General features: G+C 38.8%; 22 protein-coding genes and 1 riboswitch. Of the genes, 9 read left to right on the plus strand and 13 right to left on the minus strand.

Translation table 11 applies throughout. The features are described 5' to 3' along the window. Window positions 1–131 precede the first annotated feature (131 nt). Both COD92_RS22710 and COD92_RS22715 read right to left on the minus strand, forming a co-directional pair. Entirely contained in the window at window positions 132–1,322 is a 1,191-nt protein-coding gene (locus COD92_RS22710; protein WP_098532216.1) for an FAD-dependent monooxygenase, read from the minus strand. A gap of 51 nt (window positions 1,323–1,373) precedes the next feature. Further along, entirely contained in the window at window positions 1,374–1,628 is a 255-nt protein-coding gene (locus COD92_RS22715) for a YciI family protein (protein WP_098532215.1), read from the minus strand. Window positions 1,629–1,835: 207 nt separating this feature from the next. Here COD92_RS22715 and COD92_RS22720 point away from each other — a divergent pair, with 207 nt between their 5' ends. Together COD92_RS22720 and COD92_RS22725 are read left to right on the plus strand one after the other, a co-directional pair. Then, on the plus strand, window positions 1,836–2,606 hold the full coding sequence (locus COD92_RS22720) for an IclR family transcriptional regulator (RefSeq protein WP_098532214.1): 771 nt from the start codon (window positions 1,836–1,838) through the stop codon (window positions 2,604–2,606). 296 nt (window positions 2,607–2,902) lie between these two features. Further along, window positions 2,903–4,255, plus strand: a complete 1,353-nt coding sequence (locus COD92_RS22725) for an MFS transporter (RefSeq protein WP_098532213.1) — start codon at window positions 2,903–2,905, stop codon at window positions 4,253–4,255. Window positions 4,256–4,331: 76 nt separating this feature from the next. On the opposite strand, the gene COD92_RS22730 is transcribed toward COD92_RS22725, so the two are convergent. Further along, a complete protein-coding gene (locus tag COD92_RS22730; RefSeq protein WP_098532212.1) occupies window positions 4,332–5,531 on the minus strand; it encodes a phosphoglycerate dehydrogenase in 1,200 nt (399 codons plus the stop codon). 145 nt (window positions 5,532–5,676) lie between these two features. Further along, a riboswitch (ZMP/ZTP riboswitch) is annotated at window positions 5,677–5,755 on the minus strand. 453 nt (window positions 5,756–6,208) lie between these two features. Here COD92_RS22730 and COD92_RS22735 point away from each other — a divergent pair. Continuing rightward, window positions 6,209–7,081 carry a TRM11 family SAM-dependent methyltransferase gene (locus tag COD92_RS22735; RefSeq protein ID WP_176541334.1) on the plus strand — a complete coding sequence of 291 codons (873 nt, stop codon included), beginning with the start codon at window positions 6,209–6,211 and terminating at the stop codon, window positions 7,079–7,081. 83 nt (window positions 7,082–7,164) lie between these two features. Continuing rightward, window positions 7,165–8,223 carry a dual-specificity RNA methyltransferase RlmN gene (gene rlmN, locus COD92_RS22740; RefSeq protein ID WP_098532210.1) on the plus strand — a complete coding sequence of 353 codons (1,059 nt, stop codon included), beginning with the start codon at window positions 7,165–7,167 and terminating at the stop codon, window positions 8,221–8,223. A gap of 84 nt (window positions 8,224–8,307) precedes the next feature. On the opposite strand, the gene fabF is transcribed toward rlmN, so the two are convergent. The 4 genes from fabF to COD92_RS22760 form a co-directional block, all read right to left on the minus strand. After that, window positions 8,308–9,552: a beta-ketoacyl-ACP synthase II gene (gene fabF / locus COD92_RS22745; protein ID WP_098532221.1), complete on the minus strand. Its 1,245-nt coding sequence runs from the start codon at window positions 9,550–9,552 to the stop codon at window positions 8,308–8,310. A 185-nt stretch (window positions 9,553–9,737) separates the two neighbouring features. Then, on the minus strand, window positions 9,738–10,850 hold the full coding sequence (locus COD92_RS22750; RefSeq protein ID WP_098532209.1) for a cupin domain-containing protein: 1,113 nt from the start codon (window positions 10,848–10,850) through the stop codon (window positions 9,738–9,740). Window positions 10,851–10,867: 17 nt separating this feature from the next. Next, window positions 10,868–11,356: a DinB family protein gene (locus COD92_RS22755; protein ID WP_098532208.1), complete on the minus strand. Its 489-nt coding sequence runs from the start codon at window positions 11,354–11,356 to the stop codon at window positions 10,868–10,870. Continuing rightward, window positions 11,356–12,306, minus strand: a complete 951-nt coding sequence (locus tag COD92_RS22760) for a fumarylacetoacetate hydrolase family protein (protein ID WP_098532207.1) — start codon at window positions 12,304–12,306, stop codon at window positions 11,356–11,358. The genes COD92_RS22755 and COD92_RS22760 overlap by 1 nt, the downstream gene beginning before the upstream one ends. A 251-nt stretch (window positions 12,307–12,557) precedes the next feature. On the opposite strand from COD92_RS22760, the gene COD92_RS22765 reads away from it, so the two are divergent. The 5 genes from COD92_RS22765 to COD92_RS22785 all read left to right on the plus strand — a co-directional run bounded on the left by COD92_RS22765 (window position 12,558) and on the right by COD92_RS22785 (window position 17,869). Next, window positions 12,558–13,325 (plus strand): IclR family transcriptional regulator, encoded by a 768-nt coding sequence (locus COD92_RS22765; RefSeq protein WP_098532206.1) that lies wholly within the window; start codon window positions 12,558–12,560, stop codon window positions 13,323–13,325. A 373-nt stretch (window positions 13,326–13,698) separates the two neighbouring features. After that, window positions 13,699–15,156 carry an aryl-sulfate sulfotransferase gene (locus tag COD92_RS22770; protein ID WP_098532205.1) on the plus strand — a complete coding sequence of 486 codons (1,458 nt, stop codon included), beginning with the start codon at window positions 13,699–13,701 and terminating at the stop codon, window positions 15,154–15,156. A 14-nt stretch (window positions 15,157–15,170) separates the two neighbouring features. After that, entirely contained in the window at window positions 15,171–16,196 is a 1,026-nt protein-coding gene (locus COD92_RS22775) for an ABC transporter substrate-binding protein (RefSeq protein WP_255286762.1), read from the plus strand. A 59-nt stretch (window positions 16,197–16,255) separates the two neighbouring features. Further along, window positions 16,256–17,029: an ABC transporter ATP-binding protein gene (locus COD92_RS22780; RefSeq protein ID WP_098532204.1), complete on the plus strand. Its 774-nt coding sequence runs from the start codon at window positions 16,256–16,258 to the stop codon at window positions 17,027–17,029. Window positions 17,030–17,116: 87 nt separating this feature from the next. Further along, the gene (locus COD92_RS22785; RefSeq protein WP_098996575.1) at window positions 17,117–17,869 is read left to right on the plus strand and encodes an ABC transporter permease; all 753 of its coding nucleotides are present in this window, start codon (window positions 17,117–17,119) and stop codon (window positions 17,867–17,869) included. Between the two features lie 67 nt (window positions 17,870–17,936). Here COD92_RS22785 and hpaB read toward each other — a convergent pair whose 3' ends face one another. The 6 genes from hpaB to COD92_RS22815 form a co-directional block, all read right to left on the minus strand. Beyond that, window positions 17,937–19,397 carry a 4-hydroxyphenylacetate 3-monooxygenase, oxygenase component gene (gene hpaB, locus COD92_RS22790; RefSeq protein ID WP_098532203.1) on the minus strand — a complete coding sequence of 487 codons (1,461 nt, stop codon included), beginning with the start codon at window positions 19,395–19,397 and terminating at the stop codon, window positions 17,937–17,939. 266 nt (window positions 19,398–19,663) lie between these two features. Then, window positions 19,664–20,497 carry an RMD1 family protein gene (locus COD92_RS22795; protein ID WP_255295294.1) on the minus strand — a complete coding sequence of 278 codons (834 nt, stop codon included), beginning with the start codon at window positions 20,495–20,497 and terminating at the stop codon, window positions 19,664–19,666. A 186-nt stretch (window positions 20,498–20,683) separates the two neighbouring features. Beyond that, the gene (locus tag COD92_RS22800; RefSeq protein WP_176541335.1) at window positions 20,684–22,144 is read right to left on the minus strand and encodes a 6-phospho-beta-glucosidase; all 1,461 of its coding nucleotides are present in this window, start codon (window positions 22,142–22,144) and stop codon (window positions 20,684–20,686) included. A gap of 137 nt (window positions 22,145–22,281) precedes the next feature. After that, a complete protein-coding gene (locus COD92_RS22805; RefSeq protein ID WP_176541332.1) occupies window positions 22,282–23,040 on the minus strand; it encodes a MurR/RpiR family transcriptional regulator in 759 nt (252 codons plus the stop codon). A 155-nt stretch (window positions 23,041–23,195) separates the two neighbouring features. Further along, window positions 23,196–25,115 carry a beta-glucoside-specific PTS transporter subunit IIABC gene (locus tag COD92_RS22810; RefSeq protein ID WP_098532199.1) on the minus strand — a complete coding sequence of 640 codons (1,920 nt, stop codon included), beginning with the start codon at window positions 25,113–25,115 and terminating at the stop codon, window positions 23,196–23,198. Window positions 25,116–25,452: 337 nt separating this feature from the next. Further along, window positions 25,453–26,040, minus strand: a complete 588-nt coding sequence (locus COD92_RS22815; protein WP_098532198.1) for an NAD(P)H-dependent oxidoreductase — start codon at window positions 26,038–26,040, stop codon at window positions 25,453–25,455. Window positions 26,041–26,067: the final 27 nt, after the last annotated feature.

The raw sequence follows: 26,067 nt of genomic DNA on the forward strand, positions 1-26,067 counted from the left end.
CCATCGAGGGGCTAGGCGCTTAAGCTAGACAATTCTCAAAGTTATAAACTTTTATACTTTCTTATCTAATTAAAAGGGGCACCTTTCCTAATCCGATGATGCCCCTTACTTATATTCCATTGTGATAGCAATCAAATCTTAGCAGGGATTTTTTTATATCCATATAACCAGTCAATCATTTCAAATTCCTTAGCTTCCTTATTCTCTAAAAGAGTATTACGGAGCAAAATGAAAACTGGATTTTCAGCGTGGATTATCTCTCCCCAAGTACGTGCCGATTTTTGCACCTTTGCTGAACGCGGAATTCTTTCTTCTTGATAGGCTGTGAATGCTTTTTCAAAGTTATCCCCATAAACCTTAAGCATATCAGCTAAATATGAAGCATCTTCTAACGCTTGGCACCCACCCTGTGCCAAGTATTGAAGCATTGGATGTGCAGCATCACCAAGCAGAGTGAAATTCCCTTTTGTCCAATTCTCAATTGGCTCACGGTCATACATTGGCCAGCGGATTTGACGTTGTATGAACGATAAAGCATTTTCAACAAGAGGGTGACACCCTTCAAATACTCGATCCATTTCTTCAGGAGTTCCCCAGTCATTAGATCCTTCCTTATAATTAGAGCTTTTAAAAACAACAACTTGGTTATATAATTCTCCCCTGCGTACAGGATACTGAACGACATGTAGGTTCGGACCGATCCACATAATGACATCATCCATATTGGCATCAGAACTAATTTCAGAAATAGGAATCGTGCCCCGATATGCTACATATTGGGAACAAATTGGCTGATCATCGGAAAAATACTTACGTGTTTTTGACCAGAGACCATCAGCTCCAATAACCGCTTTTCCTGTAAATTGTTCTCCCCTTTGATTTGTAACCGTTACACCGGCTGGGGTTTCTTCAACTGTTTCAATAACCTGGTCATTAATAAGGCTGATAAGCGGATTCTTTTCACACGCTTCGAATAAAACTCGATGTAAATCTGAACGATGCAATACCATATAAGGAAAACCATATTTCGCTTTAAATTCTTCCCCTAGATCTAAGAACGATAATTCCCTTGCTGTATAAACATCTTTTAATACAAGTCGTTTTGGGAAAACAGCATACTTTGCGATTTCATCAGCAAGCCCAAACCGGTCAAGGACTGCCATAGCATTAGGTCCCATCTGAATCCCTGCCCCAATCTCTCCAAACTGAGGTGCTTGTTCAAATACCACCGTTTTCTGACCTGCTTCTGCGGTTGCAAGAGCAGCCCCTAACCCACCAATTCCTCCGCCAATTACAAGTACTGCTTTTTCTAAATTAGTCATTATTCCATCCCCCATTTTTAAATTTAAATTCCATTCTTTTAAAAAATACCGTTAAACCGCATTCCATTCTTTCACTTTGTAAACGGATTCATTTTCATGATTCATTGGGTCATTTTTTACAACCATTCTTGCTTCCTCTAAAGAATTCGCTTGCAACACATATGCTCCTCCGGTTTGGTCTTCAAATCCACCCGCAGAAATTAGTGTTTGAACTTCCCTCAAATTCTGTAAAAATTCACGATGGCCTTGAATGAAATTGCCTGTGAAAGAAGGTTTTCTTTCAATCAATACCAAATATTTCTTCATTCCATCACCTCAGATAAACATTTTCTTGTGAATTATCGAAATAGATAACTATTTTCTCTATTTATATAATAAATTAGATTTTATAATGTTGTCAATATTATCAAAAAAAAATGTATTCAGAAATCTCATTTTAACTTTGATAGTGGGATATGGGTAAACCGCTATGCTAAGATAAGAATAAGAGAGGGTTTCTATAGGAGGGTCACGATGGAAGGCTTAAAAAAAGGAACAACCATTCAATCATTGCAAGTAGGAATGGGGATTGTAGATTTAATTGCCAAACAAGGAAAGCCGTTAAAATTTACAGATATTCACGATTTAACAAAGGTTACAAAAAGTAATTTGTATAAATATTTAAATACCTTTACTCAATTAGGGATCCTTTATCGTTACAAAGATTCCGGAGAATATGTTTTAGGAAGCAGGTTGATTGAATACGGAATGTCTGCAGTAGATCAAGAAAATGTTATTGACCGAATCACACCATATCTGCAAGAAATTAACGTGAAATGTTCGAGTACCGTTCTTTTTTCCAGCTGGACTCATAATGGTCCTATGGTCGTTAAAGAAATTAACACAAACCGAGGGTTTAATATTGGAGCTCAGAAAGGAACACTTCTTCCCATTCATTCTTCAACAGGGAAATTGTTTAGGGCCTTTATGGATGAGCAGTTGATTCGTGAATGGAAGGAGAAAGAATTCATGCAGCTCCCTCCAGAAAGGGTTAGTGAGCTTGAAGAAGAACGCAGATTCATTCAGGAGAGAAAAATTGCCTTTGCAAGGGAACCCCTAGTTTCATCTGTATCCTCCGTTTCTTTCCCTGTATTTAACTTCAAAGAGAAACTCCTTGGAGCAGTCACGATTGTAGGCTTTTCCGAGTTAATACCTCAAAATGAAGAAGATGAACTAAGTCATTATTTGATCCAAATTAGTAAAGAAATATCCATAGGGTTTGGATATCGAGCTATTACAGATTAGAACGATTCTGAATAGACAATAAACAAAAAAGCGGGGAAATCCTCGCTTTTTTAATTTAATAATTAAATTGATAGAACCAATACTCATCCACTCCACTTGCACTAGTTTACAGAAAACTATTAATATTTAATTTTTTTATATTGAAATTTAATGATTCTCTGTTTATAATCTCTAAATAGATAACAGTATTCACTATTTTTATAGTCGGGGTGGTGTTTAATAAGAAAAGTGACAAAAGCAAATACGTTTTAGTAAGCGTTATCATTGATTTTTAGGTAAAATGAGGGGGAGATTATTTGGCAGCCATTAATACAGCAGAGGTTATTGCTAAAAGTAAATTTAGCCGTTTTCATCTAGGCTTACTTTTATGGAGTTTCTTTATTATTTCATTTGATGGATATGATTTGGTGGTATACGGGACCGTAGTACCAACCCTAATTGAAAAATGGCACCTCTCTCCTGTCGAAGCAGGTGCTATTGGAACATATGGATTATTTGGGATGATGTTCGGTGCTATACTCTTCGGAACACTAGCAGATCGTATTGGAAGGAAAAGCGTTATTAGTATTACGTTGATTCTGTTTAGTTTATTTACATTCTTATGCGGCTTTGCAAATACACCTACTGTTTTCTCAACCTTACGCTTCTTTGCAGGATTAGGACTGGGGGGAATCATGCCGAATGTCATCGCATTGTTGACCGATTATGCGCCAAAAACAATGAGAAGTATGGTCGTCTCCATTGTACTGTGCGGATATTCGGTCGGAGGAATCCTTGCTCCTTTATTAGGAATTCTCTTAATGCCTAATTTCGGCTGGCAATCCATCTTTTGGTTTGCTGGTCTGCCTCTATTACTATTGCCGTTTATCCATAAGCAATTACCGGAAACGGCTAGTTACTTGATCCGAAAAGGGAAAAAGGAAAAATTACTTTCCACTCTCGTAAGGCTAAATCCAGAATTGAGTATTAATCAAAATGACGAATTTGTAGAAATCAAATCAAAAGAGTCTGACTTTCCAGTTATTGGTCTATTTAAAAATAAGAGGGTATTAAGTACCCTTATGTTTTGGGCTGCCTTTTTCAGCTGCTTGTTGATGGTCTACGGTTTAAATACTTGGCTTCCAAAGTTGATGATTGAAGCAGGATATGGACTAAATTCAAGTTTAGCTTTCTTAATTGCCCTTCAAGGCGGTGCCATTATAGGAACGCTGATAATCGGACGACTTTGTGATAAATACGGTTCCAAAAGGATGCTTGTCCCAATGTATGCTTCAGGTGCAGTTGCGTTGACCATCCTGGGATTTGGAGGAAATTCCTTTTTGATTTACCTCTTAGTAGCAATCGCAGGTGCTGCGACAATTGGTGCACAAAATATTGTACAGGCCTATGTATCCCAGTACTATCCCCCATACGTCAGATCCACTGCCTTAGGGATGGCATCTGGCATCGGCAGAATTGGCGGTATGCTTGGACCACTATTAGGAGGATTCCTCTTATCGATTTCTTTACCCATACACATGAATTTCATTGCATTTGCCATTCCAGGATTAATAGCGGCATTAGCCCTTGCATTAGTGCCAGCAAAGAATGCCTACATCCATGAAAGCGATACCACCTCGGAATCTGTTATGAAAGTCACCAATCTATAATGAATAAAGCACAGGGACGGTTCTAATGCTTCATTGAGCAGGAGAACCGTCCCTGTGCTTCTTTTATTTCGAGTGATTAGATAATACGTGCTGTAACGATTCCTTCGATTTGGTTGATTTTCTCTACCAATCCAGGAATGATATCGCCGTTTACTTCATCTTCAATGTCAATCATCGTATAGGCATATCCGTTGCGGCTTCTGTTCACCATGTCTGCAATGTTCAAATTATAGCTAGAAAGGCCTGATGTGATCTGCCCAACCATATTTGGAATGTTTTTGTGGAAAGCTGCGACACGACGTTTTCCTGTGTAAGGAAGCTCAGCATTTGGAAAATTGACTGAGTTTTTAATGTTTCCTGTTTCTAAAAATTCCTTCACCTGACGAGCTGCCATAATTGCACAGTTTTCCTCTGATTCCGCCGTTGAAGCGCCAAGATGAGGAATGGAAATCGTATTTTTCATTTTTAATACAGTTTCATTCGGGAAGTCTGTAATATACCTGCCAACGGTCCCTTCTTCAAGTGCTACCGCCATATCCACTTCATTTACTAACTCACCACGGGAGAAGTTCAAAATATGAACACCAGGCTTCATAATGCTAAAAGTATTTTGGTTAAACATCCCTTTTGTATCATTGGTTAAAGGCACGTGAACAGTAATATAATCTGACTCAGCGAACAACTGTTCAATTGTCATAGCCCGCTGTACATTACGAGACAAGTTCCATGCTGTATCAACAGAAATGAACGGGTCAAACCCAATTACATCCATATCTAAATCAAGGGCATCATTTGCTACAAGCGCACCGATTGCACCTAAACCAATAATCCCGAGCGTCTTTCCTTTAATTTCTTTCCCTACGAATTGTTTTTTACCTGCTTCGACAAGCTTTGGTACCTGATCTCCTTCGCCTTCTAAGGTCTTTGTCCAAGCCACACCTGCAAAAAGGTTTCGAGAGGAAGAAATCAATGAGGTTAATACCATCTCTTTTACCGCATTCGCATTCGCACCAGGTGTATTAAAAACAACAATTCCTTGGTCCGTACATTTGTCGACGGGAATATTATTGACACCAGCTCCAGCACGTGCAATTGCTTTTAAGTTATCGCTAAAATCAAGTGAATGCATATTAAAACTACGAACAACAATAGCATCGGGATTCTCACTGTCATTATCAATTGAAAAATTCCCCTTATTGAATACCTTTAACCCGCTTTCAGCGATATTATTTAATGTTTTAATTGTTTTCACGTTGTCTATAACTAGTGTGCTCATCTTGTATACCTCGCTTTAGATATGATAGTTTTTAATTTCCTCAATAATCCTACATCAAGCAAAACTACTAAAGTTACTTTCTACAAAATTATGGAAGATCGCCTCCTAATATATAGAAAGAGGTAAGGGATCCTTCTTCTTCCCTTACCTCTGCCCAGGCGAACGGCTTCGACACTATGTGCTCCCTCACGGTTATCCGTGTTTCGCCAGTTACACATAGCCTTTTAAATTTATTTGTATTTTAACAAATATTCGAATACTTTTCAATTGAAAAATAATGTCTATTTAGTTACCAATATGCACCATTTAATATATTGGGCTTGAGTTATTCTATTTATTTTTTAACATATCAAAAACTTGCTCACATCTTTATCTCCAGGGTCCTGATAAATTTACAATCAGCACATCATCTGCTGTTGAAGTTTCCGCTGGTTCTTCTCCGATAAGTCGGACTTCTTTCACTTTACAGTTATTTTTAATTATGCGTCGTTTCTTGGTATAATAAATCAGTTAATAATTTTGATGATTATTATTACTGTTTTTCAGATAACTCTTGAGGTGAAGATGAAATAGATATATTACTAAATAAACAAAAATTGGATGTTAACCAAGGATTAACGACCTATATATATACGTACGCCTTTTCTGATGATGAGCGCTCATTGTGTGCACTAGAAATGCGATCTTTTTTCGGTGACGTATCTCAATCAAACGTTTTGGAAACCTTCGTAAAAATTGATCCGACGCGAAGTCCGTTTATGAAAGAACGAATTAGTGTGATATATGAAGCGCAAAGCCTTGAGGATCTGTACAAGCAGGTAGAAACTTTACAAATGAACGGGGTAACTTTTAAAGTTATATATGTAAAAAATAGGGATCTGCCAAAAAATAAACAAGACGGATTCGAGAAACGACGTGAAATTGAACGAAAAATCGGCTTACACATTAAGGGTAAAGCAGATCTTCGTCAACCAGATCGATTGTTTGGCGTCATGCATGTAAACGAAAAATGGGTATTTGGTGAGTATGTAAAAAGTGAGTCGGTTTGGTTTAGACACCAACAGAAGCCAAATGGTTATTCCACCGCACTCAACACACGTGTTGCTAGAGCGGTAGTCAATATCGCCATCCCAAATCCAAACGGAATTAAGGCAATCGATCCATGCTGTGGAATTGGCACCGTCCTCGTCGAAGCCCGATCAATGGGAATTGATATGGTCGGAAGCGACCGAAATCAGCTGATTATCCCAGGAGCACGAGAAAATATGATACACTTTGGTCTTACTGGAGAAATAAACCTAGCAGATATGCGTGATATCACCAACCATTATGATGTAGCCATTATTGATTTGCCTTATAATTTGTGTTCGGTGATAACCCCTGAAGAGCAGCTGGAAATGCTTCAGAGTGCACGAAGGTTTGCAAATAAAGTAGTCGTGGTCACCGTTGAACCCGTCGATGGACTCCTAATAAAAGCAGGTTTTTCAATTATTGACCGAGCTGTTGCTAAAAAAGGGGTATTTATTCGAGAAGTGGTTATTTGTAATTGATTGAGCTCCATTTAAAGCTATTCAATTACATTATAAAGTAATTTATATGTTAAAAGGATGTTTAATGAAAAGAGGGGAACGTAATGAATAAAGAATCCATATATGGATTAACTATAGACCAATTGACAGCATGGCTGATCGAGAACGGTCATAAAAAGTCGAGGGCACAACAAATTTGGGAATATCTTTATCAAAGGCGCGTTACATCTTTCTCTGAAATGACGGATGTTAATCAGGCGTGTGTTCAACTCCTGTCAGACAACTTCGTGATCCAAACCTTACAGGAGCATATTAAGCAAGAATCAGCCGATGGAACGATTAAGTTCTTGTTCAAATTGCAGGATGGCAACTTAATTGAAACGGTTTTAATGCGCCAAAAATATGGCCTTTCGGTTTGTGTAACCACGCAAGTAGGATGTAATATAGGATGTAGTTTTTGCGCGAGCGGTTTATTAGCGAAAAGCCGGGATTTATCCAGCGGAGAAATTGTCGAGCAGATTATGAACGTCCAACTGCATCTGGACAAAAAAGGCCAAGGAGAAAAGGTAAGTCATGTGGTCGTGATGGGAATCGGTGAACCATTTGATAATTTTGAAAATCTATTAGACTTTATCAAGGTAATCAAGGATGATAGAGGGCTTGCAATTGCTTCTAGACGTATCACCGTATCAACCAGTGGTCTGGCGGACAAGATTGTTGAATTCACCGACAAACAATTGCAGGTAAATTTAGCCGTCTCCTTACATGCGCCAAATAATGAGCTTCGTACTCGTATTATGAAAATAAACCGTGCCATTCCCATTGAAAAACTCATGAAGGCGATGGAGTATTATATAGAAAAAACAAATCGTCGAATTACGATTGAATATATTCTATTGAGGGATGTAAATGATCATAAGCAAGAAGCAGAACAGCTTGCCTCACTCCTTCGTCCTCTAGGACAACAGGTCTATGTGAACTTAATTCCCTATAATCCAGTGGATGAACATAGTCAATATCAAAGAAGTGAACAGGAGTTGGTTCTCTCGTTTTATGATACGTTGAAAAAAGGCGGGGTTAATTGCAAAATCCGCCAAGAACATGGAACAGACATTGATGCCGCGTGCGGACAGTTACGAAGCAAACAAATTAGAAAAGTATAAGCTCAGTAATCTTAAAAGAAGGTATCTAAAAGATTTTTAGATACCTTCTTTTTTTACCTTTTCCTTCAGAGGACCCAACTATTGTTATTCAGTAAATTTTTTAAAAATCAATGTGGCATTATGTCCGCCAAAACCTAATGAATTTGATAGGACCACTTGTACATCCATCTTCTTCGCAGTATTTGGTACATAATCTAAGTCAAGTCCCTCATCTGGTGTTTCATAATTAATGGTTGGAGGAATGATGCCTTCCTTGATGGCAAAGAGAGATAAAATAGCCTCAATTGCTCCGGTCGCGCCCAATAGGTGGCCTGTCATTGATTTGGTCGAACTTACCGAAAGCTTATAAGCATGTTCTTTAAACACTTCTTTAATCGCTAGGGTTTCGTATAAATCATTATAATAAGTGGATGTCCCGTGTGCATTGATGTAATCCACTTGCTCCGGTGAAATCCCGGCATCTGCTAATGCGAATTTCATTGCACGCTGGGCGCCCTCTCCATTTGGCGCAGGGGTTGTAATATGATGAGCATCACCTGTAGCCCCATAGCCAATCAGTTCTCCATATATGTGGGCACCACGGGCCAAAGCATGCTCTAATTCTTCTAATACGATAATTCCAGCGCCTTCGCCAATCACAAATCCATCACGGTTCTTATCAAAAGGCCGGCTTGCTGTATTTGGATCTGGATTCTTTGAAAGAGCGGTCATATTAGAGAAACCAGCAACAGTCATCTCCGTAATCGTTGCTTCTGTACCGCCTGCTACCATCATATCCACATCACCCTTTTGAATCACACGGAATGCATCACCGATGGAATTGGCCCCAGACGCACATGCGGTCACCGAACAATTGTTCATTCCTTTTGCTCCAAGTTCTATGGAAACTTGACCTGCCGCCATGTCCGGAATAAACATGGGAATGGTAAACGGATTTACCCTTCTTTGGCCTTTTTCAATAAATTTCCGATGCTGTTCCTCGAATTCCCCTAAGCCGCCAATTCCAGACCCAATCCAAACACCGATGCGTTCAGGATGAATGTCCACACCGATCTCAATGCCTGCATCCTGAACAGCCATTTTACTAGCAGCAACAGCGAACTGACTATAACGTCCCATTCTTCTTGCTTCTTTTTTATCAATAAATGCTTCTGGTTTAAAGTCTTTTACCTCAGCAGCAATTTTGACATCTACTTTATCTACATCAAATATAGTTGCAGGACCAATTCCTGAAACCCCTTTTTTAATGTTATCCCATGTTGTAAGAGCATCATTCCCTACAGGAGTAACGGCTCCAATACCTGTAATCACTACTCTATTCATTTTAATGCTCTCCCCCGCCAATTTAATTAAATCGCAAACGAATCATCTGCATTTCCTTATATTTTAACTAATTCAGGGGGTTTAGGGAAGCACGGGGACGTTTCTCATNNATGAGAAACGTCCCCGTGCTCCTAAATCTTCCCAAAAGAAAAGCCGTTCCTTCTATATAAATGAAGGAACGGTTTTTCAAATTAGGCCAATTTTGGTTTAAATTCACCTGTGATGGTTTGATGGCCTTTATTTTGTTCGTATGCTTGTGTTTGTTCGAGGTCAAATTGTTCCATAATTGGCAGGTCACTGACTGAAAACAGGTACGAATCTTCATCGGCAACATGCTCATGCCATGCCCAGTTTGGAACTACAAAATAGTCTCCTGCTGACCAATCAAAACGAACACCATTAATGACACTGTAACCAGAACCCTTAAATACATTATAAATCGTCGCATGGGTGTGGCGATGTGCTTTGGAATGATATCCTTTCGGAAGCTTCTGCATCCATGATGCAATATTTTTATTAGCCGTTTCACCTGTTGATGGGTTAATGTACTCTACAGCATAACCATCATATTGGTCAGGCTCATATCTGCTTAAGCCTTTAATGGCATCCTCCGTTTTGTTCCATTTATACGCACCAAGTGGAGCAGACCTTGGATAGCGGTCAGCAATTGGGCGAACCATTCCTCCCTCATAGCGATGAGAAGAGAAGTTATCTGGAACTTTCGGTTCTTCAAGTTTCTCTGGATAAGGCTCAAAGAAGGTACCACCCATGGAATAAATCACTGGAATATCAAGAACATCCATCCAAATCATTGGTTTATCACCGATATGACCATGACCGTGCCAAAGATTCTTTGGTGTAATTAGGAAATCTCCTTCTTCCATAAAAATCCGCTCACCTTGCACAATTGTATAAGCGCCTTCACCATGCGTAATAAAACGAAGTGCCGCTTGTGAATGACGATGGGATGGGGCTTTCTCTCCTGGCAAGATCAATTGTGCTGCTGCATAAAGAGTTTGTGTAGTCGAAGCCCAGCCCCACGGCTGCCGATACGTTAATCCTGGGTTTTGGAAATAAATCGCTCTTCTTTCTCCACCGCGATCAGGAGTAAAGATGGTGGAAGCTTCCATTAATTTTTTATAAATCACTTCGCCTTTCCACAGATAAGCCTTTGCCTGAGGTTCTGGCTGTTTATGCATTAATGCCGGGATCGCCTCCCAAAGCGGCCCAAGATTATATTGTTCAAGATCTTTATTAAAGTCCAACACCAATTTACTACCCATAAATTCTGTTTTTTCTGCCATTAAAAACCCTCCCTTAATTAACCTAGTTTCGATAGATTTCGTTGGATTTGTCCAAAATGCTTACTCGCATGGTCTACAATTAAATGATTCACAATAAACGAGATTGGTTTTGTTCCAAAATTAGGATTACGACTCGGTGCTTCCGCTGCAAGAGTCTCGCTATCTAAGCTCCCGAGTTCTGCTTCAATATGATCTTTTAAACTAGTAAGTTCTTTAACGATCTCCTCCACAGTCCGCTGATCCGCAGCTGCAACTGCATCAAGGCGTGCTTGCTGAAGGTGATTCCTTCCCCATTCAGTTCCGGGATCCGCTTTTAATTGATTGATTTCACCAATCCAATAGGGGATAGCCTCTAATACATGACATAAGATTTCCATGATGGACCATTCTTCCTCGCTTGGTTTCCAGCGAATGGTTTCCTCAGAAAGGGCGTTGGTTGTTTTAATCATTTGATCTAACGATTGTTGAACCGATTCGATAGCTGGCTGAATCGTGATCATTGTCATTATAATTTCACCTCAACAGCCACTTTTTTGACCGTATTTTCTAGTGAACCAATTTGATCAATTTCGATTTTGACGACATCGCCATCTTTAAGGAAGGTCTGCGGGTTCATCGCAAACCCTACTCCACCTGGGGTACCTGTTAAAATGACATCTCCTGGTTCAAGAGTCATCAAGTTAGATAAAAATTCAACTAAGTATTGAACAGAGAATACAAGATTAGCAGTATTCGTATGTTGTCTTTCTTCACCGTTCACTGTTAAAACAACTTCTAAACCAGATGGGTTTTCTAGTTCATCGGTTGTAATAAGCCATGGACCCATTGGGGCGCTTCCCTCAACTGTTTTTCCTTGAAGCCATTGAAGAGTCCGGCGCTGGATGTCACGGTAAGTAACATCATTTACAATCGTGTAACCGGCCACATAGTCTAAGGCATCTTCTTGTGATACATTTCTTGCTCTTTTGCCAATGACAAAGGCAAATTCTGCTTCATAATCAAGCTGCTCTGAAATTGGGAAGAACGGGATATCATCTTCGGGACCAATAACAGTGTTAGCAAACTTTGCAAATACAACCGGATGTTGTGGAATTTCACGTTTCATTTCCAAAATATGTTCCCGATAATTATGACCTACGCAGATCATTTTCCCTGGATTGGGAACAGGCGCTTCTACTTTTACCTCATCTGTGGACAAGACAAGTTTGCGGCCTTTGTCTTCTTTATTCTTTAGGGCAAATTGAATCGCTTCCTCAGCTTTTGCTAAACTTTCCTTGCCTCCTTGTAGAAGACCATTCATGTCTGAAGGAACATATGCTTCAGCAATTTGGCGGTAGCGAAGTTGTCCCTCAGATTCTAGCAATGACTGGTAAGCTAAATTTAAATCAATTACATTATTTCCTTCTACTGCTCCTACACGTGAAACTCCTTCTCTTGAAAACGTTATCAATTTCATCTGTCGATTCTCCCCTTTTGTTTTTATGTGTCATTTCATGTTCTTTCATTGCGTAAGTAATTTTATATTCATTGTATCCACTAATAAGATACAATGGTCACTATTATGATAAAACAGTATTCTGACTATTGTCAATATTAACATTTAAAAAATAAATTTTGGAGTTAATCTTAAGTCTCTCTCTTTAAAAGTAAGATGGAGTTTGTTATTTTAAAACATATAAACTATCGGTAGATGTATTGGAGGGCAATATGGAAAATGTTAAAAAAGGGGCTACCATTCAATCCTTAGAAATTGGCATGGGGATTATTGATTTAATTGCTAAACATGGAAAGCCAATAAAATTTTCTGAAATTCAAGAGCTTTCACAGACAACAAAGAGTAATCTCTATAAATATCTTAATACCTTTACTCAACTGGGAATTCTCTATCGGGATAAGGGGTCTGGTGCTTACTTACTTGGCAGCAAATTAGTGGAATACGGCATGGCGGCGGTTGACCAGGAAAATGTCCTTGATCGGATTACGCCTTACTTAGAACTGCTTAATAGCAAAACTTCCAGTACGGTGTTATTTTCTATTTGGACCAATAATGGTCCGATGGTTATTAAGATGTTTAATGTAAGCCAAGGCTTTAATATTGGGGCAACCATTGGAACGCTGCTGCCGCTGTTTTCTGCTGCCGGTAAAATTTTTACAGCATTCTCGAATGAGGATATTATTCAGAGCTGGAAAGAAAGTGAAAGTAAAAGGATCCCCCAAGAACAACTGCAGCAACTGGAAAAAGAGATATTGAACATTAAGGAAAAGGAAATTGCATTTGCAAGAGAACCGCTTGTACCTTCAGTCTCCTCTGTTTCTTTTCCCGTTTTAAATTACAAAAGGGATCTTTTAGGTGCGGTGGCGATTGTTGGTTTCTCCGAGCAAATACCGAAAAGCGAAAGCGATCCTCACAGTGAATTTATTTTGGAAATTAGCCGGCAGGTATCAGAGAGCTTCGGCTACAAATCGGTATATTAAAAATCACGGGGACGGTTCTCTTGCTTACGAAGCAAGAGAACCGTCCCTTTACTTCCCTCTCAAAAAAATAAATAAACTTCATTAAACCTACTTGATTAATCGGAATAATTAGATTAAACTTACAAGTAATAAAAGATTTCTAATACTGTAATAGAAATATCCGATTGGTCGACCAAAGGATACGGAAATGATTTTTTTCATTCATTTCTGTATCCTTTTTTATTTCTAAAAAACAGGAGGAGTCTTGTAAAAAATTAACTAGTTAAATAGCAAACTTATCCGATTGGTCAACCAAAGGATATAGAAATGATCGTTTCCTATTCATTTCTATATCCTTTTTATTTATTAAACTAAAAAACAAGGAGTGTTTAATATGGGTCATCCATCTATTTATCCAACAGGAGCAACCGTTTATAATCCTCAAAAAGCCTGGAGCGGCTACACCATTTTTCAAGCAGCTGATCATGGTGCCTTACTAATTGATATGAATGGAAAGGAAGTTCACTTGTGGAAAGGTCTGCGGGGATTTCCGAATAAGATGCTGCCAGGCGGTTATGTTTTGGGGCATACGAAACAAAGAGATCCTAAATATAGTTTCCAAGATGAAGCAGATTTGGTTCAAGTCGATTGGGACGGAAACATTGTCTGGAAATTTGACCGGCTCGAATACATAGAAGACCCAGGTCATGAACCACAATGGATGGCGAGAGCTCATCATGATTACCAGCGTGAAGGCAATCCGGTTGGCTACTATGTTCCAGGATTGGAATCGAAAGTAGACAGTGGAAAGACGCTTATCTTGGCTCATAGAAACGTCCATAAACCTGAAATCTCTGACAAACCACTACTAGATGACATTATTGTCGAGGTCGATTGGGAAGGAAATATCCTTTGGGAATGGGCTGTTAGTGATCATTTCGATGAGCTTGGATTTGATGAAAGTGCCAAGAATGTACTCTTCCGTGATCCGAATTTAAGAGGCTTTGGAAATGATACAGACGGAGATTGGATGCATATTAACTCCATGTCTACGATAGGGCCTAATAAATTTTACGATCAAGGAGATAAGCGCTTCCATCCAGATAATATTATTTGGGATGCTAGAGAATCAAATATTATTGCGATTATTGATAAGAAGACGGGAAAAATCGTTTGGAAACTTGGTCCGGATTATTCAACTCCAGATGTGAAACATATAGGATGGATTATCGGGCAGCACCATGCCCATATTATTCCGCAAGGCTTGCCTGGTGAGGGTAATCTCCTTGTATTTGATAATGGCGGCTGGGGTGGTTATGGTCTTCCGAACCCTGCATCTCCTTATGGTATAAAAAATGCAGTTCGTGATCACTCAAGAATCTTAGAAATCAATCCTGTCACGCTTGAAATTGAATGGCAATTTACACCTACGGAAGCTGGATTCCAAGCTCCATTAGATTCATACCGGTTTTACAGCCCGTATATCAGTTCCGCCCAAAGGCTGCCAAACGGAAACACGCTGATAACCGAAGGAGCAGACGGCAGAATATTTGAAGTCACACGTGATCATGAACTTGTATGGGAATATATCTCCCCTTATAAAAACGGTCGAAACTCGAATATGGTCTATCGTGCTTACCGCCTCCCATACGAATGGGTGCCACAGCTTGAAAGACCAGAAGAAAAAGAGATTGTGCCTCTCGATGTGGCATTATTTAGAGTACCTAATGCGGCAGGTATCGGCACCGATTCAATCGTTGCGGTTGCAGGTACTGAAGAATCCTACGAAGAAGGAGCACTTTGCGTCGCAAGAATAGATGAAACCATTAAACTCCAATCAGATAAGAGCTAAAGGGGATGATTATAATGAAAATGAAAAAGTTAAAATCTTCTATTATCCTATTTTCGCTATTTAGTAGTTTACTAATAGCTGGATGCTCTAACTCCTCGAAAGAAACTTCGGGGAGTACAAAAGCAACCGGAAGTGAAAAAAATGCCATTCGAATGGCCATTGATACAGCTGCAGGCGGATCGCTTCAATTTAGGCAGGCAGAAAAACAAGGATTTTTTAAAGAACAAAACGTAGATGCTAAGCTCTCTAATTTTGCAATGGGTGTAGATACGATCAATGCCGTTTTAACTGAACAAGCAGATACGGGGATTGCGGCTGATTATGTTGCCATTAATTCATTGGCAAAAGGAGATTTGGTCATAGTAGCTACCCTTACGAGAGGAAATGATAAGACTTCAAAGGCCAATCAACTGCTTGCGAATGGCAATATTAAAAGCGCAGCTGATTTAAAGGGGAAGAAAATAGGAGTCAATAAAGGGACCGTTAATGAATACGTCTGGGCACAGTATCTGAAAGCCCATGATTTAAGTGAAAAAGATATCACCTATGTGCCTTACAGCACACCTGATGAAGCCATTGTAGGGGTGAAAAAAGGAGATATTGACGCGGTATGGGTGAGCGGTGCCCTTTTAGAAAAATTTAAAAGTATTGAAGGCGTCCATCAAATTGATGACTTAACTGGGGCAGGCATAACGATTGATAGTTACCTTCTTGCAAAAAAATCATTGGTTGAAGAAAACCCTAAAGCGGTTGAAAATGCATTAAAAGCTCTAAATGAAGGAGTCCAATATGTCCAAAATCATAAAGAGGAAACAGCAAAGCTGGCCTTTGAACAATTGAAACTGCCAGAGGATGGTGTATTAAAGGATCTTGATAGAAATAATTATGTACTTGGCTTTACCAAGGAAGATGCTAACCATCTTGAAGAAATGAAAAAATGGATGGAAGAAAAAGGGATATTCAGAAAGTCTTTTAGTTTAGAAGATAAGCTAAGTTTAGATCCGCTTAAAAAGGCATTACCTGAGTCTGTTAACTATTAAGAAAAGCGCAAGCGNNGGGCTAGGCGCTGGAGCTAGACAAAGAAAAGGAGGAGGACCTTATGACCACGGCACTTAAAGAAATTGAAGAAACCCCAGTGATCTCCATTTCTGGGTTATCTCAATCGTTTAATGGCAATTCTTCCTATATTTTAGAGAATGTTCATTTAACTATTCAACAAGGTGAATTTTATATCCTGCTAGGTCCCAGCGGCTGCGGGAAATCAACACTACTTAGCATTATTGCCGGATTTATCAAAAATACTGCAGGAGAGGTTTTAGTTGATCAAGAAAAAGTCCATAAACCCGGAAGAAATCGAGGCGTTGTCTTCCAGCAAGCTGATTCTGCCCTATTCCCTTGGTTAACCGTTAAAGAAAATGTGGAGTTTGGACTAAAGATGGAGAAGGTTCCAAAAACAATTCGTGAGCAAACGTCCTCTTCCTTCATCGAACTTGTTGGCTTAAAGGGGCATGAAGGGAAATTTCCAAAGGAACTCTCAGGAGGAATGAAACAGCGGGTCCAATTAGCACGGGTCTTAGCCAATGACCCGGATATATTACTAATGGATGAACCTTTTGGCGCCCTGGATGCAATGACCCGTCGAACGATGCAGCAAGAATTGGTGAGAATTTGGAAAGAGACGAATAAAACGATTATCTTTGTCACCCATGACATTCAAGAAGCCCTTTTACTTGGCCAAAGAGTTGGCGTCATGTCTGTTGGTCCATCATCTAATATTTCTACTATTTATGAAATCCCTTTAGCTTATCCAAGAGATTTTACAGACAAAGAATTTCATCATCTTTATCAACAGATCCAATCACACTTTGATTAAAAGGAGGGAAAAGAAGTGTACGCACAAAGAAATGAAATAAAAGGAAATCAAGCTTCCCTGCCGAAAATTCGATTACAGTTTTCCCTTATGAGAATGGTCTTAAAGAGCGGCGTGCTGGGGTGGTTATTGGTTATTTTAATATGGAGCATTGCCGCGGCGCTTTCCGATCCTCAGTTTTTGCCCAGCCCATTAGTTGTTTGGCAAGGAGCGGTGGATCTTAGTAAGGATGGCTCATTATTCACTTTCATGGGGGCCAGCTTTTTGAGAGTAATTATTGGCTGGACTCTTGGGAATTTGATTGCCATCCCAATTGGTTTATTAATTGGCCGCTTCTCGGCACTTAGAGTGCTGCTGGATCCAATTATTAATTTTGTCCGCTTTATTCCTCCCCTTGCCTTTATTACCTTATTCATGCTTTGGTTCGGAATTGGCGAGCAATCCAAAATCTTTCTAATCATGTATGCCACCTTTTTTATCGTCATCATCAATACGATTACGGGTGTACTTTTTGTGGAAGAAGATAAAATTCGTTCCGCTAGAAGCATGGGGGCGTCCGAAGTACAAATCATGTTCCATGTCATCATTCCAGCTTCCCTTCCATATATCTTCACTGGAGCTAAGCTCGCAATGGGCTCCTCTTTCATGGCCATCGTCGGAGCTGAAATGGTTGCGGCGAATGAAGGAATTGGCTACATGATTTGGAATGCCAGGTTGTACTTTAAAACTGATTGGATTTTCGTTGGTCTCGTAATACTGGGATTAATGGGGTTTGTTATGGATAGGGTCCTTACTCTATTTGGAAAATTTGCTTTAAAACGATATAACGTGGTCAAAAAATAAATGAGCACGAGTTTGCACGGGGACGGTTCTCATGCTTTCGGAAGCATGAGAACCGTCCCCGTGCCTTTCATTTTACATCACTCTTTATATTTAGATTTAAGAATTCACTTACTCTTTTAACATAGTCATCATTTGGATATGTCCTGTACAAATTACTAGATAATCGTATAGGGTCACCAAAAAAGTATCTTTCATAATGGGTTTGCCTTGTACCAAATGAGCTCATGGTAAGGTCCCATGCCAAGCGGAATAATTTGACTCGGTTCTCTGCATTCATGCATTGTGCTTGTAGATATTGGTCTAGATCTGCCCTAATTTCAGAATCAAAGGATTTCTCAGTTGGGATTGAAACCATTCCACTGGCCCCCACTAATTGGATGATTTCGCAAAAACGGGGATAAATTTTAGGAAAAGTGTTACAGGCGATTTGTAACGGAACCATACTAGGACGCATAAACCCCCACTCATCTATTTCTGCATCGTTTTCTGCCTTCTCTACTAATGCTTTCATTGTTTCAAGACCAATTATGATTTCAGAAAGTTTTTCTTGTATATGTTGATATTCACTAACATTTATAGCCTTAACAAGAAGTTGAGCCACACCGAGAATAAATTCTGTTTTTATTATCTGTCTTGTCACTACTTGATGGTAAGCAAAGGTGTGAAAGGAGGTTCGACTCATGAAATCAGTGGCTGCTTCCACATTATCGTAATAAAATACTCGATCCCAAGGAACTAAAACATTATCAAAAACAACGATTGAATCCATTTCCTCATACCTTGAGCTAAGCGGATAATCAAAAGAGGATTCTCCACCCACAAAGGATTCTCTGCAAATGAATTTTAATCCCTTCGTATTAGATGGGATAGAAAAAGCGAAGGCTTCATCAGGGTCAAGAAATAGTCTTGGCGCAGTAATAACCAAAACTTCATCCGTTAAACCGCCTTGAGTAGCGAGTAGACGGGCACCTTTTATCACAATCCCTTTTTCATTTCTATCAATAACCTTAGCAGAGATTGGCTGCTCGGAAAGTTCTAAATAGCCCTGGGATCGATTTACCTGAGGTGTAATAAGTGTATGGGTAAACGAGAGGTCTTGTTCCATCGCCCTTTCATAGAGGGATTGAATATTTTCCGGAAAGCAATTTTTTATACCTTTTAATAGGGAGGCTGAGGAGGCAAAGCTCATAACTGCTGTGTTCATATAGTCAGGACTTCTTCCCATCATGCCATGAGTGATTCGCGCCCAGTGTTCGATCATCTTTCTTCTTTTCTTTAAATCCTCTTTTGTTTTTGGCTGCAAATAGGAGAGTCCAATTGGTTCTTCTTTATCTGGTAAAAAGAATATCATCTCCTCTTTTAACTCGGGTTCATTTTGCAAATCATACAAAGAAGCCTTTGTCTTAAGAATCCCTTTAAAGGCAGGGTGCTCAGATATTTTCCCCTTAATTTTTTCACCATCAAACCAAATTTCATTTTCCAACTTATTTAATCGTTCAATAAAATCCTTTCCCTTAATAGTGCCCATTTTCTCCCTACTCCTTCTGCTTGAATACTTCGAACAAATTGTACTAGCTCAGCTAGTTTTATTTTATTGAAGGTGATGGATGCTTGTTCCTATTGGAAAAGCCCTGTTTTAAATTAGGGAGAATGTCCAATTACTTGGGGAACACAATTATCTACTTGAACCAATGTCAAAACCCCTGCTTTTTGATGGTAAGCAGGGGTTTGAGTTATTATTTTTGGGAGGTATTCGACATTAGGGTAAACAACGAAAGAGACCAAAACAGGCTCTCAAGGGAGCCACCCCATAATCTGTAAGACTGTTATTACGATTTCAATCACAATAAGAATCACGACAATCCATTCTACGAATAGTCCTCGAATTGAATGGCTAATGGTGGAGAAACCATCAATGATGTTATATAAAATTTCCGTTTTGCTTTTTAAAATTATATGGCGGTCGTTCAATTCAAAAAAATCCATCATTTTGTCGTAAAATTCGTTGGCATTACTGCTCGTCCAAGTGATATCTGGCTTATCCAAAATCATGATATAGGCTAAGGTGTTATAGTCATGACGTAGAATTTTTGCGGTCGTTCTTGCCAATTCTTTATTGCCTATTCGCAGCTTCCCTTTTTCCAGCCGGTCAATCATGGTTTCAAGCCTGTCGTGTATGCCCTCTAATTGTTCCTCCGTTTTTTCAAGAGCAACCGATTTTGCAAGAACAGTAGAAATTAATTCAGGGTAAAAAGGCTCGTATTCAGGTACAACCACATATTCGTCGGTCAATTCAAGGGCTGCTTTTTCATTAATATGAAGACTATAATCGTCCGAATACCTGCCTATGTTTTTCAGGTCCATTTCCGGCTCGAAAGTTTGAAGGTAGTTTAAAAAAACCTTGATCTCATCGTCCGTCGAGTGATTAATAAATACAACACATCCAAACGAAAAAACCAGAACACTTTTCGATTCGTCCACTTTTTTCCCTAGAATGGTTTGAAGGATGCGTCCTCTCAGGATTAAAGGTTCTTCCCAGGTGAACTTCTTTGGAATGCCGCATTGTAAAGCAATTTTGTTTAGATCAATTTCGTTTGTAATAGAAATTGCTTTAAAGGAAATATCCATCATTTTTTCACTCTTTCACAGATTAGTCATTCTTTCATTTAAGTCTATTTTTCTCAACAAATCAATACGAATGACCCAAAACAAAAAAAGTGCCTTCACCCAAAAGGGTAAGACACTTTGTGAAGCGCGGGGACGGTTCTCTTGCTTCCAGAGCAGCAGAACCGTCCCCATGCTTCCATTCGACAATTACAATTCCTCACCGTTAGTTTCAATTACATTCTTATACCAATAGAAAGATTTTTTCTTCTTTCTTTCTAGTGTACCGTTACCATAGTCATCTTGGTCGACATAGATGAATCCATAACGTTTGGACATTTCTGAGGTGCTTGCGCTAATTAAGTCAATACAGCCCCAGCTTGTGTAACCCATCACTTCTACTCCATCTTTGATGGCTTCTCCCATTTGATCAATATGGGCACGTAAGTAATCAATCCGATAATCATCGTTGATGGAACCATCTTCCTCGACCTTATCGTAGGCTCCTAAACCATTTTCCACGATAAATAATGGCACTTGATAGCGATCATACATTTTCTTCAAGGTAATCCTTAAGCCTTTAGGATCAATTTGCCAGCCCCAATCAGATGCTTCTAAATAAGGGTTTTTAATTCCACTAAAGAAGTTTCCTCTTTCTTTTAATCGATCAGGATTCCCACTTGTCACCATCGTCATATAGTAGCTAAATGATAAGAAGTCTACTGGGTGCTGCAACAAGATTTCCTCATCGCCCGGTAACATCTCAATTTGGATATTATTTTTTTCAAAATAACTTAGCATATAGCTTGGATAATAGCCGCGTACTTGAACATCTGTGAAGAATAGATTCTTTTGATCTTCTTCTAATGACGCTAAAACATCATCTGGACTGCATGTTTCTGGATATACTTCCATACGTGCCAGCATACAGCCGATCATCGCATCTGGAATAATTTCATGACAGGCTTTTACCGCCCGTGCACTTGCCACAAATTGATGGTGCAGAGCTTGATAAACGGCTTGTTCCTTATGCTCGACACGGTCGACAAGAATCCCGCTGCCAATATACGGAGAAATGGTTGATACATTAATTTCATTAAACGTTAACCAGTATTTTACCTTGCCTTTATAGCGATTAAATACAGTTTCTGCATAATGTACAAAGTAATCGACTAAGCTGCGGTCGGTCCAGCCATTATATTTTTGCACCAAGTGAAGCGGCATTTCATAGTGAGATAAAGTCACCAAAGGCTCAATGCCATATTTTAATAGTTCATCAAACACGTTGTCGTAGAATGCCAGGCCTTCTTCATTTGGCTCCAACTCATCCCCATTTGGAAAAATACGCGGCCAAGAAATCGACATCCGAAAAGTTTTAAAGCCCATTTCAGCAAACAAGGCGATGTCTTCCTTATAACGGTGGTAAAAATCAATTCCACGGCGTTTAGGGAAGTTGTCACCCTCATTTCCTGCTAATAACGCTTCTAATTCTTCTTCACTTCTGACATCCATTTCGATGTCGTTTTTACGCTCTTCTTTCGGGATAAAGGTAACCATATCAAAAATCGATAACCCCTTACCGCCTTCATTATAAGCACCTTCTAATTGGTTAGCGGCGGTTGCGCCACCCCATAAAAAACCTTCAGGAAAACGTCTTTTTACCATTAGAATACCTCCTATTGTTAAATAATTAGTCTTGTCTTTTTATAAAAAAATGATCTCTTTACTATAAAGGGTTTTGCTAATAAGCTAATCATACTATCAACCAACAAAAAAAACTGGTCTATTTAAGACCAGTTGAAGCCAAGTTAGATTTCCAAAAAACGCTGATAGCGACTGAATAGAACATCAAACAATCGCAATAGGGTATAGCTGCTAACACTACCATTCTCAATTTTGCCACATTGCAAAATTTCATCGAATATTTCCAAGTTACGAAGCTCACTAGAAAAAGTAATCAGCAGTTTCTTACCTTTAGCGTTTTTGATTTTTTCACTAATTGGTAAATGATTAGAAAGGATATTTCCTTGAATGGAAATCGTTATAATCATGTCTTCATCCGATAAATCTGATAATGCATCAATTTGTTTAAATAGATTTGTATCACATTCACATAGCTTTCCAAGAAGGAATAGCTTTTTTTGCAATTCCATTGCTTGAACTTGATGTTTTTCAAAACCTAAGATCACAATTCTTCTCGATTTCTTAATTTGATTTGCTATCTGATCAATCTGAGACGTTGGGATATTATCTATCATCTCAATATTTTCATTTAATTGTTTAAAAAACATCTGTGTACTTAATTCAGAATCAGAATTTTCATGGAAAGAGGCTCCCATTGGAACAGCAACACTATTTCTTAGATTTGAAAAATTTTTAAAACCAATCCTTTTGCAAAAACGATTAATTGTCGAAGGAGCCACATTACATGCCTCTGCAACACTATCTAATGAAAAACTCTCTATCTTATGGATATGCTCCAAAAGACTTTTCGCTATGTAATAATTGATATCCTTATTAAGAGAATTATTTATATAAGCTAAAAGTGTATAAATCAGCTGCTCCACTTTCCCCACCTCACCTAAGAAATTCTAACACACTTCACTGAACAACAAAAAGCGCCTTCACCCCAAATGGGTAAGGCACTTTTGTGGAGCATAGGGACGTTTCTCATGCTTCGGGATTCCGGAGCAGCAGAACCGTCCCCACGCTTCTTTTTTCATTAACCACAAATCGTTAATAATGTTTCTTTCTGTTCGATTGCTTTTTTTGCTGTTGGATTAATTTCTGCGTAATCTCCAGTGTTGGTGATGATAATAGGTGTTGTTACTTCACAACCCGCTGCTTTAATTTTAGCGATGTCAAATTCTACTAATAAATCACCTGCTTTGACGGTATCGCCTTGATTGATATGAGCGGTAAAGTGTTCTCCTTCTAACTTAACAGTATCCATGCCAACATGAATGAGGATTTCCACGCCATTATCGGATGTAATGCCAACTGCATGTTTGGTTCTGAATAGTGTGGTTACCACACCGTTAACTGGAGAAACTACTTTTCCTTCTGATGGTTCAATTGCAACGCCTTTACCCATAACTTCACTTGAAAATGCTGCGTCTTCCACTTGACTTAATGGAATGACTTTTCCTTTTAACGGACTTGCAACCTCTTGCGTACGGTTTTTATCCATCACTTTTACTGTCTTTGGTTCATTAGTTGCTTTTTCTTTATTTGCTGGATCTTTGAAACCGAATAGATAAGTTAAAACAAACGCTACTACAAAGCCTGCAACTAAAGCAATGATTGCTCCGTAGAAAGACATATCTAGTGATGAACCTGGTTTGATAAAGGCTGGGAAAACGAAGATACCCATTCCACCAAACATCCATAATTTCCCTGCAGTAGCACCAATAATACCACCACCGACTGCACCACCGATACAGCTCATAATAAAAGGTTTTTTAAGTGGTAACGTTACACCGTAAATAGCTGGTTCTGTAACACCAAAAATACCTGAAATGAAAGCTGGAACACTTAGTGATTTCAATCCTTTGTTTTTTGTCTTTAACATAACTGCTAATACTGCACCAATTTGTGCGAAACATACCATAACGGTTGTTGCTAGCACTGGGTCAAAATGTAAAGTTGTTAAGTTGTTAATGGCGATTGGAACAAGTCCCCAGTGAAGTCCAAAGATAACGAATATTTGCCAGAACCCTCCGAGTATTAAACCTGCTACAACAGGGCTTAGCTTATAAATCCATAGTGTCGCGGCACCAAGAAGAGTACCTGCCCATGTAGCAACTGGACCAATCACTAAGAAAGTTAATGGAACCATAATGATAATCGTTAAAAATGGAACTACGAAAGTTTTTACAACATCTGGAACAATTTTTTTGAAACCTTTTTCTACTTTTGCTGCAAAAAATGCTGAAAGTAAAATCGGAATAACGGATGAAGCATAACTCATCATGATAACTGGAATACCTAAGAATGTAATGCGAATATCAGACTGGAATAATGAACCTTTAAATAGTGTATAAAGCGGATTTCCTGCTGTTAACGTTGACAATGTTGGGTGCACCAAAGCCGCGGCAATTGCCATTCCGATAAAAGGTGTCCCACCGAATTTTTTCATTGCTGTGTATCCTAAGAAGATTGGTAAGAAATTGAATAAACCGTCTCCTGCGATATTTAGTAAGTTATAAGTTCCTGATGTTGCTGTCACCCAGCCTAAAGCAAGGATTAGTGCAGCGAAACCTTTAATCATACCTGTTGCGGCTAAAACGCCTAGGATCGGAGTAAATACTCCAGAAATCATATCTATAAATCTAGCAAGTAATCCTGCTTTGTTTTCTTCTCCTGCATCATTATCAACTGCTCCACTCATATTCGCTACTCGTAAGAACGTTGCATAGACATCAGGTACGTGGTTACCAATAACAACCTGATATTGCCCGCCGCTTTGCATAACGGTCACAACGCCCTCTAAATTTTTGATTTCGTCTGTTTTGGCGATTTTCTCATCCTTTAATTTAAAACGAAGTCTTGTCACACAATGAAACACACTGTTAATATTTTCTTTCCCGCCGACTAACTCTAAAATGTCCTTTGTTAATCCTGTGTAATCCTTTTTAGCCATAAAAAACACCTCCATAATTTATAAAGCTATTTTTGTATTCGCTTTCAGTCCAAGAAAAACAAAAAACCTAAACTACTCAGAATATAAGAACATAGCATTCTCATACTTTGAGTAATTTAGGTTTTGCCTGCCGGACAGTAACAATCCTAAAAGGGAATGTTTTATTTTGTTTTTGTTTATGCTTTGATTCTATCATGTTTAGATTAATTGTCAACGCTTTCATCTGCTTTTTTAATAAAATTATACTGGTAATAAATACCTAGTTTGACTAACTAAAGAATAGAATCACCGGTTGAATAGTATATAACAAAAAAAGAACATTATGAGGGCTAACCTCTTAATGATCTATCGTTTTAAAATATCTATAAATCCTTTCTAGCTTCTTCATTTGATTTCCCTTAGGACTTTCCATATTTCCAAACTCAAAGAACTTCACCTTCTTGATGCCGACGAAATTGAATAAGGCTTTTTTCATTAAGATTTTATGAGCATTATGTAACCAAAGTAATGGATAGTGGGCAGGCCCTTTCATGGTTGATACACATACGACGGACTTTCCTTTCAAAAGCCCTTCTGGGAAAAGCCCTTTCTTGTCTCTATATGCAAAATTGGCAGCAAATAATTGATCTATATATCCCATAAGCATTGCCGGAGGTCTCCCCCACCAAATTGGATAGATAAAAACAATCTTGTCAGCCCACATAATTTGTTTTCTATATTTTTCAGTACTAGGCTCCTTATACATATCACGTCTGCGTTTTTGTTCGTTAAAGACCAGGAGTGGATTAAATTTCTCTTCATATAAATCTAAGACCTGCATTTCCTTGATATTAGGATTTTCATTACTACCTTTGATCACCTTTTGTAAAAATGCATAATTTAAACTTTGGTGATTTGGATATGTGTAAATGACCAGCAGCTTCATATTGCACCCCTTACTTATCAATTGATA

This window comes from Bacillus sp. AFS037270 (genome assembly GCF_002585305.1).

What these genes read in the sequence shown, in the direction of transcription:
- COD92_RS22710 (WP_098532216.1), bottom strand. Translation starts at nt 1,322, where the DNA reads ATGACTAATTTAGAAAAAGCAGTACTTGTAATTGGCGGAGGAATTGGT.
- COD92_RS22715 (WP_098532215.1), bottom strand. Translation starts at nt 1,628, where the DNA reads ATGAAGAAATATTTGGTATTGATTGAAAGAAAACCTTCTTTCACAGGC.
- COD92_RS22720 (WP_098532214.1), top strand. Translation starts at nt 1,836, where the DNA reads ATGGAAGGCTTAAAAAAAGGAACAACCATTCAATCATTGCAAGTAGGA.
- COD92_RS22730 (WP_098532212.1), bottom strand. Translation starts at nt 5,531, where the DNA reads ATGAGCACACTAGTTATAGACAACGTGAAAACAATTAAAACATTAAAT.
- COD92_RS22735 (WP_176541334.1), top strand. Translation starts at nt 6,209, where the DNA reads ATGCGATCTTTTTTCGGTGACGTATCTCAATCAAACGTTTTGGAAACC.
- rlmN (WP_098532210.1), top strand. Translation starts at nt 7,165, where the DNA reads ATGAATAAAGAATCCATATATGGATTAACTATAGACCAATTGACAGCA.
- COD92_RS22750 (WP_098532209.1), bottom strand. Translation starts at nt 10,850, where the DNA reads ATGGCAGAAAAAACAGAATTTATGGGTAGTAAATTGGTGTTGGACTTT.
- COD92_RS22755 (WP_098532208.1), bottom strand. Translation starts at nt 11,356, where the DNA reads ATGACAATGATCACGATTCAGCCAGCTATCGAATCGGTTCAACAATCG.
- COD92_RS22760 (WP_098532207.1), bottom strand. Translation starts at nt 12,306, where the DNA reads ATGAAATTGATAACGTTTTCAAGAGAAGGAGTTTCACGTGTAGGAGCA.
- COD92_RS22765 (WP_098532206.1), top strand. Translation starts at nt 12,558, where the DNA reads ATGGAAAATGTTAAAAAAGGGGCTACCATTCAATCCTTAGAAATTGGC.
- COD92_RS22770 (WP_098532205.1), top strand. Translation starts at nt 13,699, where the DNA reads ATGGGTCATCCATCTATTTATCCAACAGGAGCAACCGTTTATAATCCT.
- COD92_RS22775 (WP_255286762.1), top strand. Translation starts at nt 15,171, where the DNA reads ATGAAAATGAAAAAGTTAAAATCTTCTATTATCCTATTTTCGCTATTT.
- COD92_RS22780 (WP_098532204.1), top strand. Translation starts at nt 16,256, where the DNA reads ATGACCACGGCACTTAAAGAAATTGAAGAAACCCCAGTGATCTCCATT.
- COD92_RS22785 (WP_098996575.1), top strand. Translation starts at nt 17,117, where the DNA reads ATGAGAATGGTCTTAAAGAGCGGCGTGCTGGGGTGGTTATTGGTTATT.
- hpaB (WP_098532203.1), bottom strand. Translation starts at nt 19,397, where the DNA reads ATGGGCACTATTAAGGGAAAGGATTTTATTGAACGATTAAATAAGTTG.
- COD92_RS22795 (WP_255295294.1), bottom strand. Translation starts at nt 20,497, where the DNA reads ATGGATATTTCCTTTAAAGCAATTTCTATTACAAACGAAATTGATCTA.
- COD92_RS22810 (WP_098532199.1), bottom strand. Translation starts at nt 25,115, where the DNA reads ATGGCTAAAAAGGATTACACAGGATTAACAAAGGACATTTTAGAGTTA.
- COD92_RS22815 (WP_098532198.1), bottom strand. Translation starts at nt 26,040, where the DNA reads ATGAAGCTGCTGGTCATTTACACATATCCAAATCACCAAAGTTTAAAT.